The sequence below is a fragment of the Methylobacterium sp. 190mf genome (genome assembly GCF_900107945.1).
GTDB lineage: Bacteria > Pseudomonadota > Alphaproteobacteria > Rhizobiales > Beijerinckiaceae > Methylobacterium.
Genome location: NZ_FNVI01000024.1, coordinates 26155 through 41663, shown reverse-complemented (window position 1 = coordinate 41663; position 15509 = coordinate 26155). Strand labels below are relative to the sequence as shown.

Annotated in this window: 14 protein-coding genes; 7 read left to right on the top strand and 7 right to left on the bottom strand. The window is 72.2% G+C overall.

From position 1 onward, the window contains the following. Window positions 1-25 precede the first annotated feature (25 nt). Both C4T42_RS24400 and C4T42_RS24395 read right to left on the bottom strand, forming a co-directional pair. The gene (locus C4T42_RS24400) at window positions 26-1231 is read right to left on the bottom strand and encodes an alpha/beta hydrolase (protein ID WP_103986021.1); all 1206 of its coding nucleotides are present in this window, start codon (window positions 1229-1231) and stop codon (window positions 26-28) included. An 82-nt stretch (window positions 1232-1313) separates the two neighbouring features. Next, window positions 1314-2678 (bottom strand): MFS family transporter, encoded by a 1365-nt coding sequence (locus C4T42_RS24395; protein ID WP_091677151.1) that lies wholly within the window; start codon window positions 2676-2678, stop codon window positions 1314-1316. A gap of 23 nt (window positions 2679-2701) precedes the next feature. Here C4T42_RS24395 and C4T42_RS24390 point away from each other — a divergent pair, with 23 nt between their 5' ends. Continuing rightward, window positions 2702-3802 carry a DUF1236 domain-containing protein gene (locus tag C4T42_RS24390; protein ID WP_348529875.1) on the top strand — a complete coding sequence of 367 codons (1101 nt, stop codon included), beginning with the start codon at window positions 2702-2704 and terminating at the stop codon, window positions 3800-3802. 54 nt (window positions 3803-3856) lie between these two features. On the opposite strand, the gene hrcA is transcribed toward C4T42_RS24390, so the two are convergent. Next, window positions 3857-4912, bottom strand: coding sequence for a heat-inducible transcriptional repressor HrcA (gene hrcA, locus C4T42_RS24385; protein ID WP_020091867.1), 1056 nt, complete (start codon window positions 4910-4912; stop codon window positions 3857-3859). A 167-nt stretch (window positions 4913-5079) separates the two neighbouring features. On the opposite strand from hrcA, the gene rph reads away from it, so the two are divergent. The 3 genes from rph to hemW are packed head-to-tail and all read left to right on the top strand — an operon-like array spanning window position 5080 to window position 7633. After that, on the top strand, window positions 5080-5793 hold the full coding sequence (gene rph / locus C4T42_RS24380) for a ribonuclease PH (RefSeq protein ID WP_026604745.1): 714 nt from the start codon (window positions 5080-5082) through the stop codon (window positions 5791-5793). Beyond that, window positions 5790-6419, top strand: a complete 630-nt coding sequence (gene rdgB, locus C4T42_RS24375) for an RdgB/HAM1 family non-canonical purine NTP pyrophosphatase (protein ID WP_020091869.1) — start codon at window positions 5790-5792, stop codon at window positions 6417-6419. Before rph ends, rdgB begins: the two co-directional genes overlap by 4 nt. A 26-nt stretch (window positions 6420-6445) precedes the next feature. Next, window positions 6446-7633, top strand: a complete 1188-nt coding sequence (gene hemW / locus C4T42_RS24370; RefSeq protein ID WP_244603272.1) for a radical SAM family heme chaperone HemW — start codon at window positions 6446-6448, stop codon at window positions 7631-7633. Here the strand turns inward: hemW and C4T42_RS24365 are convergent, their stop codons facing one another. Then, entirely contained in the window at window positions 7634-8896 is a 1263-nt protein-coding gene (locus C4T42_RS24365; RefSeq protein ID WP_103986019.1) for a penicillin-binding protein activator, read from the bottom strand. A 135-nt stretch (window positions 8897-9031) separates the two neighbouring features. Between C4T42_RS24365 and rsmI the strand changes: the two genes are divergently transcribed. Next, on the top strand, window positions 9032-10003 hold the full coding sequence (gene rsmI, locus C4T42_RS24360) for a 16S rRNA (cytidine(1402)-2'-O)-methyltransferase (protein ID WP_020091872.1): 972 nt from the start codon (window positions 9032-9034) through the stop codon (window positions 10001-10003). After that, window positions 10000-10389 (top strand): YraN family protein, encoded by a 390-nt coding sequence (locus C4T42_RS24355; RefSeq protein ID WP_020091873.1) that lies wholly within the window; start codon window positions 10000-10002, stop codon window positions 10387-10389. Before rsmI ends, C4T42_RS24355 begins: the two co-directional genes overlap by 4 nt. A 38-nt stretch (window positions 10390-10427) precedes the next feature. Here the strand turns inward: C4T42_RS24355 and C4T42_RS24350 are convergent, their stop codons facing one another. From C4T42_RS24350 to C4T42_RS24340, 3 genes are all read right to left on the bottom strand, one after another. Next, window positions 10428-10817, bottom strand: coding sequence for a response regulator (locus tag C4T42_RS24350; RefSeq protein WP_012319888.1), 390 nt, complete (start codon window positions 10815-10817; stop codon window positions 10428-10430). Window positions 10818-11087: 270 nt separating this feature from the next. Continuing rightward, complete coding sequence (locus C4T42_RS24345; protein ID WP_043712288.1) at window positions 11088-12197, bottom strand: L,D-transpeptidase; 1110 nt, start codon at window positions 12195-12197, stop codon at window positions 11088-11090. 76 nt (window positions 12198-12273) lie between these two features. After that, a complete protein-coding gene (locus C4T42_RS24340; protein ID WP_020091875.1) occupies window positions 12274-13233 on the bottom strand; it encodes an extensin family protein in 960 nt (319 codons plus the stop codon). Between the two features lie 183 nt (window positions 13234-13416). Between C4T42_RS24340 and C4T42_RS24335 the strand changes: the two genes are divergently transcribed. Beyond that, the gene (locus tag C4T42_RS24335) at window positions 13417-15486 is read left to right on the top strand and encodes a M3 family metallopeptidase (protein ID WP_103986033.1); all 2070 of its coding nucleotides are present in this window, start codon (window positions 13417-13419) and stop codon (window positions 15484-15486) included. Window positions 15487-15509: the final 23 nt, after the last annotated feature.

Below are 15509 nucleotides of genomic sequence, written 5' to 3'. Positions count from 1 at the left end.
CTCGCCCGACAGGGTAAGCGGCGGGTTAAGGCCGGGCCGGCGCTTCGACTTGGCCCTGGACCGGGCCCTGGACCCGGTTCCGGATCCACCCGGCGATCGCGTCCGCCACGGCGTCGCTGTTCGATTCCAGCATCATCATGTGGCCGTTTCCGCGGATGCCGTGCTCGGCGAGCGCCAGCCGGTCCGGCTTCGCGCCCGCCTGAGTCAGGAAGGCCGCCGTGCAATCGTCCATCGTCGCCCGGAACGACGCCTCGGCGGTCACGATCACCGCCGGCACCCGGGCGAGGTTCGGCAGTTGGCGCGCGGGCTCGGCCTGGAGCCAGCAGCGGATCCGGTCGGGCGCGGCGGCGCTCTCCGCCTGGACCACCGTCAGGTCCGCCGGGCCGCTCACCGGCGGCTCGAAGTGCAGCGGCACCCGGGTGATGCCGTAGGGCCGCGCCCGGGCCTCGCCGACGCGCTCGTACCAGTCCGCGCCGCCCTTGAAGCGGATGTCGTAGAAGGTCGGCCCGTTCGGCTCGACGGCGACGTGCGCCTTCACGAGGTCGGGCCGCTGATCGGAGACCGCCCAGCCGAAGACGCCCGCCTGCGAGTGCGTCAGCAGGATCGCCGGGCCGATCTTCTCCAGCAGGGCGATCAGCGCCGGGTCGACCAGCTCCTCGCTCCGCAGCGCGCTGGCGATGTAGGGCACCTGGGAGAGGTAGAACTGATCGAAGGCGGCGTTGCCGCGGATCCCGGCGCCGCCCGGCCACTGCGTGTGGAGCTTCGCCTGCGGGTAGAGCGCGGACCGCTCCTGCCCGGTGAACACCGTCTCCAGATCCTCGGCGGGCAGGCGGGCGTAGGGGCCGTAGGTGTCCGGGTCGCCGCCCGAGCGGCCGCGACCGACTTGGTCGACGACGTAGAACGCGAAGCCCTGCGCGGCGAAGCGGTCGGCCCAGCCCGGCCGGCCGTCGGGCGTCCCGAGGAAGTTGGTCCCGGTCTGGGCGGTGCCGTGCACCAGGACGATCGGGTAGGGCTGCGTCACCCGCTCCGGAACGCGGTACTCCACGAACATCTGGCCGGACGCCGTCGTCTTGCCGCCCGCGGTGGCGTAGCGGCCGCCGACAAAGAAGTAGCCCGCGGGCTGCGTCGGCCTGAACGGCCCGTCGGCGGCACCCGGCTCGGCGGCCCCGGACGGGGATGCAATGGCGAGACAGAGCAGGGCCAGCGCCCCGGCGGCGGCGTTCCTCGACATGGCGTCCTCCCGCGGGCGTCTGGCGCGCCCGGCGGGAGGCATATCAGCTTGAAAGTCCGGCCCGGTCCAGCCGGACGGCCGATCAGGCGTGGGCGAGGCGCGGCTTCTTCCCCAGCGCCTCCTCGACGGTGCCCGCGCCGTCGAGATAGCCGTGGACCTTGGGGTTCGGCATGATCAGCGAGGCCACGAAGGCGATCGCCATCAGGACGGTCACGTACCAGAAGAACGTGCTCTCCATGCCGGCGTCCTTGAACCACAGGGCGACGAACTCGGCGGTGCCGCCGAAGGTGGCGTTGGCGATCGCGTAGGAGAGGCCGACCCCGAGCGCCCGGACGTTGGTGGGGAACAGCTCGGCTTTCACGATGCCGCTGATGCCCGTGTAGAACGACACCACGGCGAGCCCGAGGGTGATCAGCGCGAAGGCGAGGTAGGGGTCCTTGTTGGTGCCGAGGGCCGTCATCAGCGGCACCACCATGAGCGTGCCGAGGCCGCTGTAGAGCAGCATGTTCGCCTTGCGGCCGATCTTGTCGGAGAGCGCGCCGAAGATCGGCTGGATGATCATGTAGACGAACAGCACAACCGTCATCGTCTGCGACGCCGAGGTCTTCGGCATGCCGGCGGTGTTGACGAGGTACTTCTGCATGTACGTCGTGAACGTGTAGAAGCTCAGGGAGCCGCCGGCCGTGTAGGCGACCACGACCAGGAACGCCCGCCAGTGCTTGGCCAGCGCGGCGAAGGTGCCGGCGGTCTCCTTGTCGCTGCTGTCCTTCGTCTCGGCCAGGGAGCGCCGGAGATAGAGCGCGACGACCGCCAGCGCGGCGCCGATGAAGAACGGGATGCGCCAGCCCCAGGCGGTGAGTTCCGGACCGGTCATCACCGTCTGCAGCAGCACCAGGACCAGCGAGGCGAGGAGCTGGCCGCCGATCAGCGTCACGTACTGGAACGAGGCGAAGAAGCCGCGCCGCCCCTTGATCGCCACCTCGCTCATGTAGGTCGCCGAGGTGCCGTACTCGCCGCCGACCGACAGGCCCTGGAGCATGCGCGCGAGCAGCAGCAGCACGGGCGCCAGCGTGCCGACATGCTCGTAGGTCGGCAGGATGCCGATCAGCAGCGAGCCGAAGCACATCATCAGCACCGAGATGACCATCGAGGTCCGACGGCCGACGCGGTCGGCGATGCGCCCGAACAGCCAGCCGCCGATCGGCCGCATGAAGAAGCCCACCGCGAAGATGCCGGCGGTCTGCAGGAGCTGACTGGTCGAATCGCCCTTCGGGAAGAAGGCCGGCGCGAAATAGAGCGCGAAGAACGCGTAGCAGTAGAAATCGTACCACTCGACGAGATTGCCCGACGACGAGCCGACGATCGCCCAGATCCGGCGCTTGCGGTCCGCGGCATCATCGAGGTCGCTCGGTGCGATACCGATCGTATCGTCGCGCGAGGCGGACATGGCGTCTCCGTCGATCAATCTTGGTGCCGGCCGAGGCCGGTCTCTTCTTGGTGCGGCGCGACGTTACAGGTGACGCGCCTGATCGCAAGACCGTGATCCGACTTAGCCGAGGACAGCGCAGGGCGGTGTCACCGGCCGCGCGTCCACGGTGCCGCGGGAGGGAACGGTTCGGCCCGGGGCCCCGTTGCGGGCCGGCGTGGGCGTCGATGGCGTTCCGACCACCACAGGAGGAAGAAGCCATGAAGCGAGTTCTGAGAGACGCGGTCGCGGCCGCCATCGTCGTCGCCGGAGCGGCGACGGCGTTCGCGCAGGGCGGACCGGGCGGCGGCGGGGCCGGACCCGGTGGTGCGGGCGGCGGCGCCGGCGGTCCGGGTGGTGGGGCCGGCGCGGGCGCGGGTCCGTCCGGCGGCGGCCCGGCCGGCGGCCCTGCTGGCGGCGCCGGCGGCGGGATGCGGGGCGGCGCGCCCGAAGGCGGGGCGGTGCGCGGTCCCGGCGGTGCCGAGGGTGGGCCGCGCGGCGCCGAGGGACCGGGTCGCCCGGGCGGCGCGGCCGAGCGCAACGGACCGGCGGACCGGGGCGGCGCGGCCGCGAATCCAGGTGCGGGCGAACGCGGTGCGGGCGAACGCGGTGCGGGCGAACGCGGTGCGGGTGAACGCGGTGCGGGTGAACGCGGTGCGGGTGAACGCGGTGCGGGTGAACGCGGTGCGGGTGAACGCGGTGCCGGCGATCGGGGTGGCCGCGAGCCGGGTGCCGGACCCGAGCGGGGCAACCGCGACGCGGCCGGTCCCGAGCGCGGCGGTCGCGGTCCGGCCGGCGAACGGGACGGCCGTGCCGGTGCCCGCGACCGCGGCGCCGTCCGCGGCGCTGTCGGCCGCCTCGACACCCGTCAGCGGACCGAGTTCCGCAGCTCGATCACGCGTCTGGGCGTCTCGCCGCTCCGGGACGTGGCTTTCGGCTTGGCGATCGGCACCGCGATCCCCCGCTCGGTCAGGCTCCACAGGCTGCCGCCGGCGATCATCGAGCTGGTGCCGGAATACGAGGGCTACGACTTCGTCCTGGTCCGCGACGACATCGTGATCATCGATCCCGACACCTACGAGATCGTGGACGTGATCCCGGCCTGAGCGGGCAATCACAGGAAGATCGGTGGGCCGGGCGGATCCTCTGCCCGGTGCCCTCTATCGTCCGCCGTCCAGGAGTTTCGACACCACGCGCGCCGTGTAGTCGACCATCGGCACGATCCGCGCGTAGTTCAGCCGGGTCGGACCGATCACGCCGACGACGCCCACGATCTTCTGCGAGCCGTCGCGGAACGGCGCCGCGATCAGCGAGGATCCGGAGAGCGAGAACAGCTTGTTCTCCGAGCCGATGAAGATCCGCACGCCCTCGCCGCCCTCGGCGCGGGACAGGAGGTCGATCACGTCCTTCTGGGTCTCCAGATCGTTGAACAGAAGGCGGATCCGCTCGAGATCCTCGACCGCGCGCAGGTCGTCGAGCAGGTTCGCCTGCCCGCGCACGATCAGCTGGCGGGCCTCCGTGGGGCCGACCGGCGTGGCGAGCCCGGCATCGACGAGGCGCTCGGTGATCGCGTCGAGCTCCCGCTTCATCGCCTTGCGGCCGGCCTCGATCTCGGCGCGCAGCGTGCCGAGGGTGCGGCCCTGCAGGCGCGCGTTGAGGAAGTTCGTCGCCTCTTGGAGGGCCCCGGCCGGCAGGCCCGCCGGCAGGTCCACGAGGCGGTTCTCCACCGAGCCGTCGTCCGAGACGAGGATGACGAGGGCGCGGGCGGGATCGAGGCGCACGAACTCGATGTGCTTCAGGTTGACGTTCGCCTTGGTGGTCAGGACGACCCCGGCGCCCCGGGAGACGCCGGACAGCATGGTCGAGGCTTCGGCCAGGGCCGAGTCGAAGGTGTGACCCGAGGCGGCGGCGCGCATCTGCGCCTCGATGCGCGCCTGCTCGTCCTGGCTGACGTCGCCGAGCTCGAGCATCGCGTCCACGAAGAAGCGCAGGCCGAGCTCCGTCGGCAGGCGGCCGGCGGAGGTGTGCGGCGCGAAGATGAGTCCGGAATGCTCCAGATCCGCCATGACGTTGCGGATCGAGGCCGGCGACAGCGCCATCGGGAGGATGCGCGCGAGATTCCGGGAACCGACCGGCTCGCCGGTCGTGAGGTAGCTCTCCACGATCTGCCGGAAGATCTCCCGGGCACGCTCGTTGAGGGCGGCGAGCGCCTGCATCGCTTGGCCGTTAGAGAAGTTGGAACTGGGGTGTGTCACGGGGTCATCCTGTGGTCCGATCATGTCCAACCGTCCCGCGCGGATCAATCCGTACGGCGATGCTTGCCCGCGGTGGCGCGGCGGCCTAAGAGCCCGGCCCTCGACACTCTCGACAGAAGGGGCCCGCGATGCGGCCTTCCAAGCGTGCCGCCGACGAGTTGCGGCCCGTGAGCCTGGAGCGCGCGGTCTCGCGCTACGCCGAGGGCTCCTGCCTCGTCAGCTTCGGCAACACCCGGGTGCTCTGCACCGCGTCGCTGGAAGAGCGCGCGCCGCCGTGGCTGCGCGGTTCCGGCAAGGGCTGGGTCACGGCCGAGTACGCCATGCTGCCGCGTGCGACGCACGAACGCACCCGCCGCGAGGTCGGTTCCGGGAAGCCTTCGGGGCGGACGCAGGAGATCCAGCGGCTGATCGGCCGGTCGCTGCGCGCCGTCACCAACCTCCCGGCCATGGGCGAGCGCCAGATCACGATCGATTGCGACGTGATCCAGGCCGACGGCGGCACCCGCACCGCCGCGATCACGGGCGCCTGGGTGGCGCTGCACGACTGCTTCGCCTGGATGCGGACCCGCTCGATCATCTCCGTCGACCCGCTGCGCGACCACGTCGCCGCCGTCTCGTGCGGCCTCTACAAGGGCATGCCGGTCCTCGACCTCGACTACGCCGAGGATTCGGCGGCCGAGACCGACGCCAACTTCGTCCTCACCGGCCGGGGCGGCATCGTCGAGGTGCAGGGCACCGCCGAGATGGAGCCCTTCACGCAGGAGCAGCTTCTCGAGCTCCTCGGCCTCGCCCGCGCCGGCACCGAGCGGCTGGTCGCCCTGCAGAAGGAGGCCCTCGCGTGAGCCGCCGTCTGACCGGGAAGGTGGTCATCGCCACGCACAATGCCGGCAAGCTCGCCGAGATGCGCGACCTGCTCGCGCCGTTCGGGATCGAGGCGGTGTCGGCGGGCGAGCTCGGCCTGCCCGAGCCCGACGAGACCGGCACGATGTTCGCCGAGAACGCGGCGATCAAGGCGCGGGCGGCGGCCGACGCCACCGGGCTGCCGGCCTTCGCGGACGATTCCGGCCTGTGCGTCGACGCCCTGGACGGCGCGCCGGGCATCTTCTCGGCCCGCTGGGCCGGCGCGACCAAGGACTTCACCGGCGCGATGGCGCGGATCTTCGCCGAACTCGACCGGCGCGGGGCCGCCGAGCGCCGGGCGCACTTCGTGTCCGCCCTCGTGCTGGCTTGGCCGGACGGGCACACCGAGCTGTTCGAGGGACGGGTCTTCGGCGACCTCGTCGCCGCGAAGGGCTCCGCAGGCTTCGGCTACGACCCGATCTTCCGGCCGGACGGCCACGACCGCACCTTCGGCGAGATGAGCGCCGAGGAGAAGCACGGGGTCGACTGGCAGCAGGGGCGGGGCCTGTCGCACCGGGCGCGGGCCTTCGTCGAGCTGAGCCGCGCCTGCCTCGCGCCCGGCGCCTGATTGCCAAACGGCGCGCGGGCGCTCACATGCCCGCCATCATGTCATCGATCGGCCCGGACCATCCGACCCGCGACGCGGGCTTCGGGATCTACCTGCACTGGCCCTTCTGCGCCGCGAAGTGCCCGTACTGCGACTTCAACAGCCACGTCCGCCACGCGGGCGTGGACGAGCCGCGCTTCCTGGCAGCCTTCCGCGCCGAGATCGCCCACATCGCCGCCCGCACGCCGGGCCGGACCGTGACCAGCATCTTCCTCGGCGGTGGCACGCCCTCGCTGATGCAGCCCGCGACCGTGGCCGGCCTGCTCGACGCGGTGGCGGAGCATTGGGCGGTCGCGCCGGACGCGGAGGTGACCCTCGAGGCCAACCCGTCGAGCGTCGAGGCGGGCCGCTTCCAGGGCTACCGCGCCGCCGGGATCAACCGGGTGTCGCTCGGGATCCAGGCCCTCGACGACGCCTCGCTGCGGACCCTCGGGCGCCTGCACGACACCGCGCAGGCGCTCGGCGCGATCGCCCTGGCGCAGTCGGCCTTCGCGCGGACCTCCTTCGATCTGATCTACGCGCGGCCCGGACAGACGCCGGACCTGTGGCGGGCGGAGCTTAGCGACGCGCTCGCGCGGGCCGCCGAGCACCTCTCGCTCTACCAACTCACCATCGAGCCCGGGACGCCGTTCCACGGGCTCGCCGCCGCCGGCAAGCTGATGACGCCGGACGACGAGGTCGGTCGCGCCCTCTACGACGTCACCCAGGAGCTCTGCGCGAAGGCCGGCCTCCCGGCCTACGAGATCTCGAATCACGCGCGGCCCGGGGCGGAATCGCGGCACAACCTGCTCTACTGGCGCTACGGCGAGTATGCCGGCATCGGTCCGGGCGCCCACGGACGGCTCGTGACGGGCCGGGGCCGGGTCGGAACCGTGACGGAACGGTCGCCCGAGGCGTGGCTCGCCCGCGTCGAGGCCGAGGGCCACGGGATCGTCGAGACCGAGAGCCTCTCGGCCGCCGACCAGGCCGACGAGTTCCTGGTGATGGGCCTGCGCCTGCGCGAGGGGATCGATCCCGACCGCTACGCGGCGCTCAAGGGCCGGCCCCTGAACGGCAACCGCATCGGCATGCTGATCGGGGACGGCCTGCTCGAGCGGCTGCCGGGCGGCCGCATCGCCGCCACGGCGCGGGGGGCGCCGGTGCTCAACGCCCTGGTCGCGGAGCTCGCCGCCTGATCAGATCGCCGGCTTCGCGAGAACCCGGGGCGCCGGGCTGACGGGCGTCGCGGCGTTGTTGCGGATCTCGTAGACCGCGAGGGACCGCTCGCTCTGACCGTCCGGCCGGAACCGGAACGTCCCGTCGACGCCGGCGAAGCCCAGGCCGTTGGTCAGGGTGGCCTCGGCGAAGCGCTGCGAGCCGTAGCGCCGCGACAGGGCCGCCGCGAGCAGCACCGCGTCGTAGGCGAGCGAGGCCACCCGCGGCGGGACGGCGCCGAACCGGGCCTGGTAGCGCGCGCTGAAATTCGAGAAGCCGACGCGGTCCGGCGCGGCGAAGCGGCCACCCTGGAGGGCCGGCAGCGCGAACAGTGACGGCTCGTTCCAGAGGGCGGTGCCGAGGGGGCGCACCCGTGCCGGCGAGAAGCCCGCCTTCGTCAGCGCGGCCGCCACGGCGGGCATCGCGTCCGCGGTCTCGGGGATGAACAGCGCGTCGGCGGTGGCACCGGGCCCGGCGATCACCCGCGCGAGCCGCTCGACCGCCGGGCCGGGCGCGCCGGCCGGGTATCGCTCCACGGCGGCGACGCGCGCGCCCTTGCGGGCGACGACCTCCCGGAACGCCGCCTCGACGGCGTTGCCGTAGGCGGTCTCGGGGATCAGCGCCGCGAAGGACCTCTTTCCGCCCGCGACCGCGTCCTCGACCACGCGGTCCACCTCCGGCTGCGGCAGGAAGCTCAGCAGGTAGACGCCCTGGTTCGCCACGGTCGCGTCCGTGGAGAAGCCGATCACCGGCTTGCCGGCGGTCCTGGCGACGGCCGCGGCGGCCTGGACGCTGCCGGCGAAGAGCGGGCCGAGGACGATCTCGGCGCCCTGCCGCAGCGCCTCCTGGGTCGCCTCCCGGGCGCCGTCCGGACTGCCCCGGTCGTCCTCGACGATGAGCGTCAGGTCGGGCTGCTGGGCCTCGTCGTAGGCGAGCTGCGCGGCGTTGCGCATGGCGGCCCCCACGGTCGATCCCTGGCCGGTCAGCGGCAGCACCAGGGCGACCTTCACCGAGCCCGCCCCGATGCGCCCGCTGCCGCCCGCGGCCGGCATCGGCGCCGCGGGCGCGGTGCCCGGTGCATCCGGCACGGCGGCCGGCGGTGACAGCTCGGCCTGCGGCCCGGTCACGCGTCGCGCGAGGTCGCTGCCGACGCAACCGCCGAGCGTGAGCAGGATCGCGCAGAGCGCGGCGGTCTGGGCGGTGACACGCACGAGACGGTCCCGCGCGCTTGTCGGGCGCGCCATGGCGCGTACTCCTTCGGGCAGGCTCCGCAGCCTGACCGGCGGATACTCAAATGTAAACGCGGCGGCGGGGACTTGCCCCCCGGCCACGCGGCCTCGCCGCGACGAGAGGCGACCAGTGTGGCAAGATCGCCGGTGATGACCCGCAGATTCGACGACCCGGGGCCCGCCGCCCCGACCCGAGCTCCGTCCCCGAAGCTCGCCCCCGACCGCCCGCGCAGCACGACCTTCACGGCCTTCGGCCTCGCGAGCGAGACCGAACCCCTGTCGCCGGGCCTGCACATCGTGGCGACGCCGATCGGGAACCTGCGCGACATCACCATCCGGGCGCTGGCGACGCTGGCGGCCGCCGACGCAGTCCTGGCCGAGGACACCCGCGTCACCCGGAACCTGCTGGCGCATTACGGGATCACGACGCCGCTGCTCGCCTATCACGAGCATTCAAACGACGCGGTGCGCGAGCGGATGGTGGCGCGGCTCACCGCCGGCGAGGCCCTGGCGCTGGTCTCTGATGCCGGGACGCCGCTCGTCTCGGATCCCGGCTACAAGCTGGTCCAGGCCGCCATCGAGGCCGGGATCGCCATCACGCCCGTCCCGGGGCCGTCCGCGGTGATGACCGCGCTGGTCGCGGCCGGCCTGCCGACCGACCGGTTCTTCTTCGAGGGCTTCCTGCCGCAGAAGGCCGGAGCGCGGCGCAACCGCCTAGAGGCGCTGATCCAGGTTCCCGGCACCCTGGTCCTGTTCGAGTCGCCGCATCGCCTGCCCGACATGCTGGCCGACGCCGCCGCGGTGCTCGGTCCGGAGCGGCCGGCGGCCGTGACCCGCGAGCTGACCAAGCTCTACGAAACCATCCGGCGCGATACGTTGGGCAGCCTGAGCGCGCGCTTCGCCCAGGAGGGACCGCCGAAGGGGGAGATCGTGGTGATCATCGGTGCGGCGACGGCGCCGGAGCGCAGCGCGGATTCGGATGCCGCCCTCGACGCCCTGATCCTGGCGGCGCTGGAGCGGCATTCGATCAAGGATGCCGCCAGCCTCGTGTCCGACGAGACCGGTCAGCCGCGGCGCCTCGTCTACACCCGCGCGCTGGCGCTGGCGCGGGACCAGGGATGACCGGGGCCCTGCCGGACCGGGCCGGCCGGCGCCGCGCCGCCTACCGGCTCGGCCACCGCGCCGAGTGGCTGGCGCTCGCCGCGCTGATGCTCAAGGGGTACTGGCCGATCGGCCGGCGCGTGAGCGTCGCGGGCGGCGAGATCGATCTCGTCGTCCGGCGCTGGAAGACCGTCGTGTTCGTGGAGGTGAAGGCTCGGGCGCGCCGCGACGATGCCCGGGAAGCGATCGACGCTGCCAAGCGGCGGCGGTTCTCCCGCGCGGTCCGCGCCTGGATCGGACGCAATGCGTGGTGTGCCGGGTCGACGTTCCGGGCCGACGCCGTGTTCGTCGGATCCCGCACCTGGCCCGCCCATGTCGAGCGGGTCTTCACCATCGAGGGTCTCTGACGGGCGGCCCGAGGCCGGCGGAGCCGACGCGCCGGGTCTCAGTCCCGGGCGGCGCGGATCGCTCCGATCAGGGTCCGCTTCAGGTCGGCCTGGCTGAACGGCTTCTGGACGACGGGCCTGTCGCGGAACGGCTCGCGGATGCCGGCACCGCCGTAACCGGTCGAGAAGACCAGAGGCAGGTCGCGCTTGGCGATGGCCTCGGCCACCGGGTAGATCGGCTCACCCGCCACGTTCACGTCGAGAATGGCGACCTCGAACGCTTCCTGCGACGCCATCTCCAGCGCGGAGGACAGCCGCGCGGCCGGCCCGACCACGGCGCAGCCGAAATCGAGGAGCATGTCCTCCAGCAGCATCGAGATCGCGGCCTCGTCCTCGACGACGAGAACACGGACGCCGTTGAGGACGTCGTCGTTGGGGTCAGCAATCACGCCGGGCCGTCTTCCCTTCGAATGCCCCCGTCGCCGGGGATCTTGCCATGCGGCTGGTCACGCCTTGCGCACCGCGTGAGCAGCGTCCGGACGGGTGAACGCGGCCCGAGGGTCAGCCCGCGAGACAACCTGAGGCGTCGCCCGTAATGCGCAATGTGTCAAGCGTTCCCGGCCCGTTCCGACACCCAGACCGGGCGCTATGTTAACCGATGATACATTTTTGTGCGGGCGGGTTCGCGCGGGCGTATGCGAGTGTCGCCGCGCTGCCGCTCAATCGTCCTTGAACGTGACCGTGGCGCCCCGTGTCACATGCGCGGCGAGGTCGCGTGCGTTCCAGTTGGTCAGGCGGATGCAGCCGTGGGACTCCGTCTTCCCGACCTTCTCGGGCTCGGGCGTCCCGTGGATCCCGTAGCTCGGAATCGCCAGGTCGATCCAGACCAGGCCGACCGGGTTGTTGGGCCCCGACTGGATGGTGAATTTGTGCTGCGCCTTCACGCCCTTGAACGCGTATTTCGGGTTGTAGGTGTAGTCCGGGTCGAACGCGACGCCCTTCACCTTGGTCTCGCCGCTCGGGGCCGGCTTCTCGGCACTGCCGATCGACGCGGGGTAATAGGCCACGAGCTTCCCGTCGGCGCCGTAGGCGCGGACGTCGAGGCTCGACTTGTCGACCTCGATGCGTTCGACCTTCGGCTCCTGGGGCAGATCCTTGCCCTTCGGCTTGTCCGTGCCCATCGGGTCCACCGCCGCGACCGCGATGGTCGTGCCGGCCTTGTCGAGGGGCTTGCCGGGATTGAGCGCGCTGACGAGGTCGCGGCTCATGTGGAAGCGCTCGGCCAGCATCTCGCGGGGATTGGTGTAGCCCAGCGACTTGAGCTCGGCCTGCTCCTCCATCTTGGGCGGGATCCGCTCGACGTAGGGGCCCGCGGCGTCGGCCTCGGAGAGCGTGTAGTCGGTGACGGCGGGCTTGTCGCTGGTCGCCTGGAGCTTGTCCCAGATCTCGGGCGTCAGGGTCTCGCCGGCGGGAAGCCCCTGGGCCACCGCGAAGGCCGAGAGGGCGTGACGGTAATTGTCGCCCTTCCGGCCGTCGATCGCTCCGGGATAGAAGCGCGCGCGATCGAGCAGCACCTGGGCCTTGACGATTAGCGGATCGGGCTTGTCGTCCGACGACTTGGCCCGACGCGCCTTCTCAGACTTCGTGCCCTCGGTCTTCCCGGCGCCCGGCTGCGCCAGGGTCGCGGCGTTCACCGCCTCGGCGGTCAGCGCCGGCGGCTGGGCCGTCTCGGCCTTCCGGCCCTTCCCGGTCCGGGCGGCCGCGCCGTGCGCGGCCAGACAACTCGCCAGGAGGGCCACGCAGACCGGCCGCCAGGGTTTCGGGATCATCGCCGTCGTCATTCCGGGGAGCGGACGCGCTCCCGAGCCGAGAAATGCCGGACCTGCGGGAACGTTCCACCCGGTTCTACTGGCACAGGCGGTGACCGCCATTGCGCTCGCGCTCGTCGAGGTGGAAATGGTTGGCGTGGGCGGCGTTCGAGCCCGGGCCGAGGACGGTGCGGAAGAAGCCGCAGGCCTTGGCGCGCACCGCGCCGAGGAACTGCGCCTCCTCGGAACCGTCCGGCATCGCCTTGACGGGGATACTCGCGCGTCCGGCGAAGGCGAAGCCCATGATGTCGGCGGCGTTGGCGAAGGCGTGCTCGCTGAGCTTGGCGTCGACGTCGTGGTTCTGTCCCCGGCAGACATAGGAACCGCCGAGTTCGAGCGCGGTCAGCGGATGCTTCAGCGTTCGATCGGCCTCGATCTGAACCTCCGTGACCCAGCGAGCCAGCGCCTCGGCGGTTCGGCAGGTCAGCGTGGCGCCCTGCGGCAGCGTCACGCCGTCGGCGAGCTTCGTCACCTTGAGCGGCAGCGGCGCGGTGCACTGGCCTTCGGAGATCGGCGGCAGCGGCTCGAACTCGACCCCGAGGCGCTTGAGGCGTGTCCGGCAGGCGGAATCGTCCGGCGGTGTCACCTTGAGCGCCAGGGCTGCGGCGCCCGACAGCTCCGGCGGCCGCGCGGGCGGCGCCGGCGGCGGTGCGGGGATATCGGGCTTCGCGGTCTCCTTCGCGGTCTCCTTCGCGGTCTCCTGCGCCGACTCTGTCGGCTTGTCCCGGCCGGTCTCCCTCGACGGCTCCCTGCTCGGCTCAGCCGCGGCAGGTTTCAGCTCGGGCGGCCGCGCCGGCGGCGTCGGTGGCGCCGGCTCGGCGACGGGCGGCTTCAGCGCCTCTGGGCGCTCCGGCGGCAGGGGCGGGGGCGTCGGCACCGTGGCCGCCGGCGTCTCGACGGCGCCGACCGGCGTGGCGGAGAGGGCGAGCCCCGCGGCGAGGGCGCCGCCCGCCAGGAGCGTCGCGGATCGGAGGATCGACAGGCTGCGTCCCGGCATGGGGCCTCGAAGCGTGGGCGTTGGCCTCTACAACGGGCGAGACGCCATTCGGATCGCCCGGACCCGGTTGACGGCCGCGCCGATCGGACCACTGTCTTCCGGATCGCGCCGGCACACCCCATGTCGGCGCACCTGCGGCGCGGACGATCGCGCCGTCGCGTGGACGTCGAGATCGAGGACTGCATGTCGGACGCAGCTGATGCCGGGCTCCCGAGCCTGCCGCCGGACAATCCCTTCCGCGAGGCGCAGTGGAGCACCCCGCACGGCCTCCCGCCGTTCGAGCGGATCCGGCCGGAGCACTACCGGCCCGCGTTCGACGCCGCCCTGGCGGCGCACGATTCCGAGATCCGCGCCATCGCGAGTGAGTCCGCTACCGCCACCTTCGGCAACACCGTCGAGGCGATGGAGCGGGCCGGCCTCGCCCTCGAGCGCGTCGCCGGTGTGTTCTACAACCTGACAGGCAGCCACACGAACCCCGAGTTGCAGGCCATCGAGCGGGAGATCGGGCCGAAGCTCGCCCGGCACGGCAGCGCCATCTACCTGAACCCCGAGCTCTGGGCCCGGATCTCGGCGATCGACGCCGAGGGCCTGAGCGCGGAGCAGCGCCGGGTCCTCGACCGGTACCGGATCCGCTTCCGCCGGTCGGGGGCGGATCTCGGGCCCGAGGACAAGGCCCGCATCGCCGAGATCGCGGCGCGTATGTCGGAGCTCGGGACCACGTTCAGCCAGAACCTCCTGGCCGACGAGAGCAGCTTCACCCTGCCGCTGCAGGGCGAGGAGGATCTGGCCGGCCTGCCGCCGTTCCTGCGGGCCGCGGCCGAGAGCGCCGCGAAGGAGCGCGGCCTCGACGGGCACGTCATCACCCTGTCCCGCTCGCTGATCGAGCCGTTCCTGGTCTGCTCGACCCGGCGCGACCTGCGCGAGCGCGCCTACGCGGCCTGGACGCGGCGCGGCGAGAACGGCGGCGCGACCGACAACCGGGCGATCATCGCGGAGATCATCCGGCTGCGCGCCGAGCGGGCGCGGCTCCTCGGCTTCGAGAGCTTCGCCCATTTCGCCCTCGACGACACGATGGCGGCGAGCCCGGACGCGGCGACCGGGCTGCTGCGGGACGTGTGGACGCCGGCCCGCGCGCGGGCGGCGGAGGAGCGCGACCGTCTCCAGGCCACCATCCAGGCGGAGGGCCACAACTTCGCCCTCCAGGCGCACGATTGGCGGCACTACGCCGAGAAGGTGCGGCGCGCCGAGCACGACCTCGACGAGAGCGAGATCAAGGCGTACCTACCGCTGGAGCGAATGATTCAGGCGGCGTTCGACACGGCCTCGCGGCTGTTCGGTCTGACCTTCACGGAACTCGCCGACGTGCCGCGCTACCATCCCGATGTCCGGGTCTGGCGGGTCGGCAATCCCGACGGGTCCGAGGTCGGCCTGTTCCTGGGCGACTACTTCGCCCGCGCCTCGAAGCGGTCCGGCGCCTGGATGAGCGCCTTCCGCTCGCAGGAGCGCCTGAACGGGACGGTCACGCCGATCATCGTCAATGTCATGAACTTCGCCAAGGCGCCGGACGGCGAGGCGACGCTGCTGTCCTTCGACGACGCGCGCACCCTGTTCCACGAGTTCGGCCACGCCCTGCACGGGCTGCTCTCGGACGTGACCTACCCGCTCCTGTCGGGGACGGCGGTGTCGCGCGACTTCGTGGAGCTGCCCTCGCAGCTCTACGAGCACTGGCTGGAGCAGCCGGAAGTCCTGCGGACCCACGCGCGCCACCATCGCACGGGCGAGCCCATGCCCGACGCCCTGCTGCGGAAGCTGCTCGCCGCGCGGACCTTCAACCAGGGTTTCGCCACCGTGGAGTACACGTCCTCGGCGATCGTCGACATGACCCTGCACCTCTCGGCGGAAGGCGAGGGCGGTCTCGACGTGCCCGCCTTCGAGGCCGAGGCGCTGCGGCGGATCAGCATGCCGGCCGAGATCAGCATGCGGCACCGGACGCCGCACTTCGCCCACATCTTCTCGGGGGACGGCTACGCCGCCGGATACTACAGCTACCTCTGGTCTGAGGTGCTGGACGCGGACGCCTTCGACGCGTTCCGCGAGGCCGGCGACATCTTCGATCCGGAGACGGCGAAGCGGCTGCGGACCTTCGTGTACGGGGCCGGCAATTTGCGCGACCCGCGCGAGGCCTACACGGCCTTCCGCGGGCGGATGCCGAGCATCGAGCCGCTCCTGAAGAAGCGCGGGCTCGCGGCCTGAGCCACGGGCGTGCGGTAAGGGTT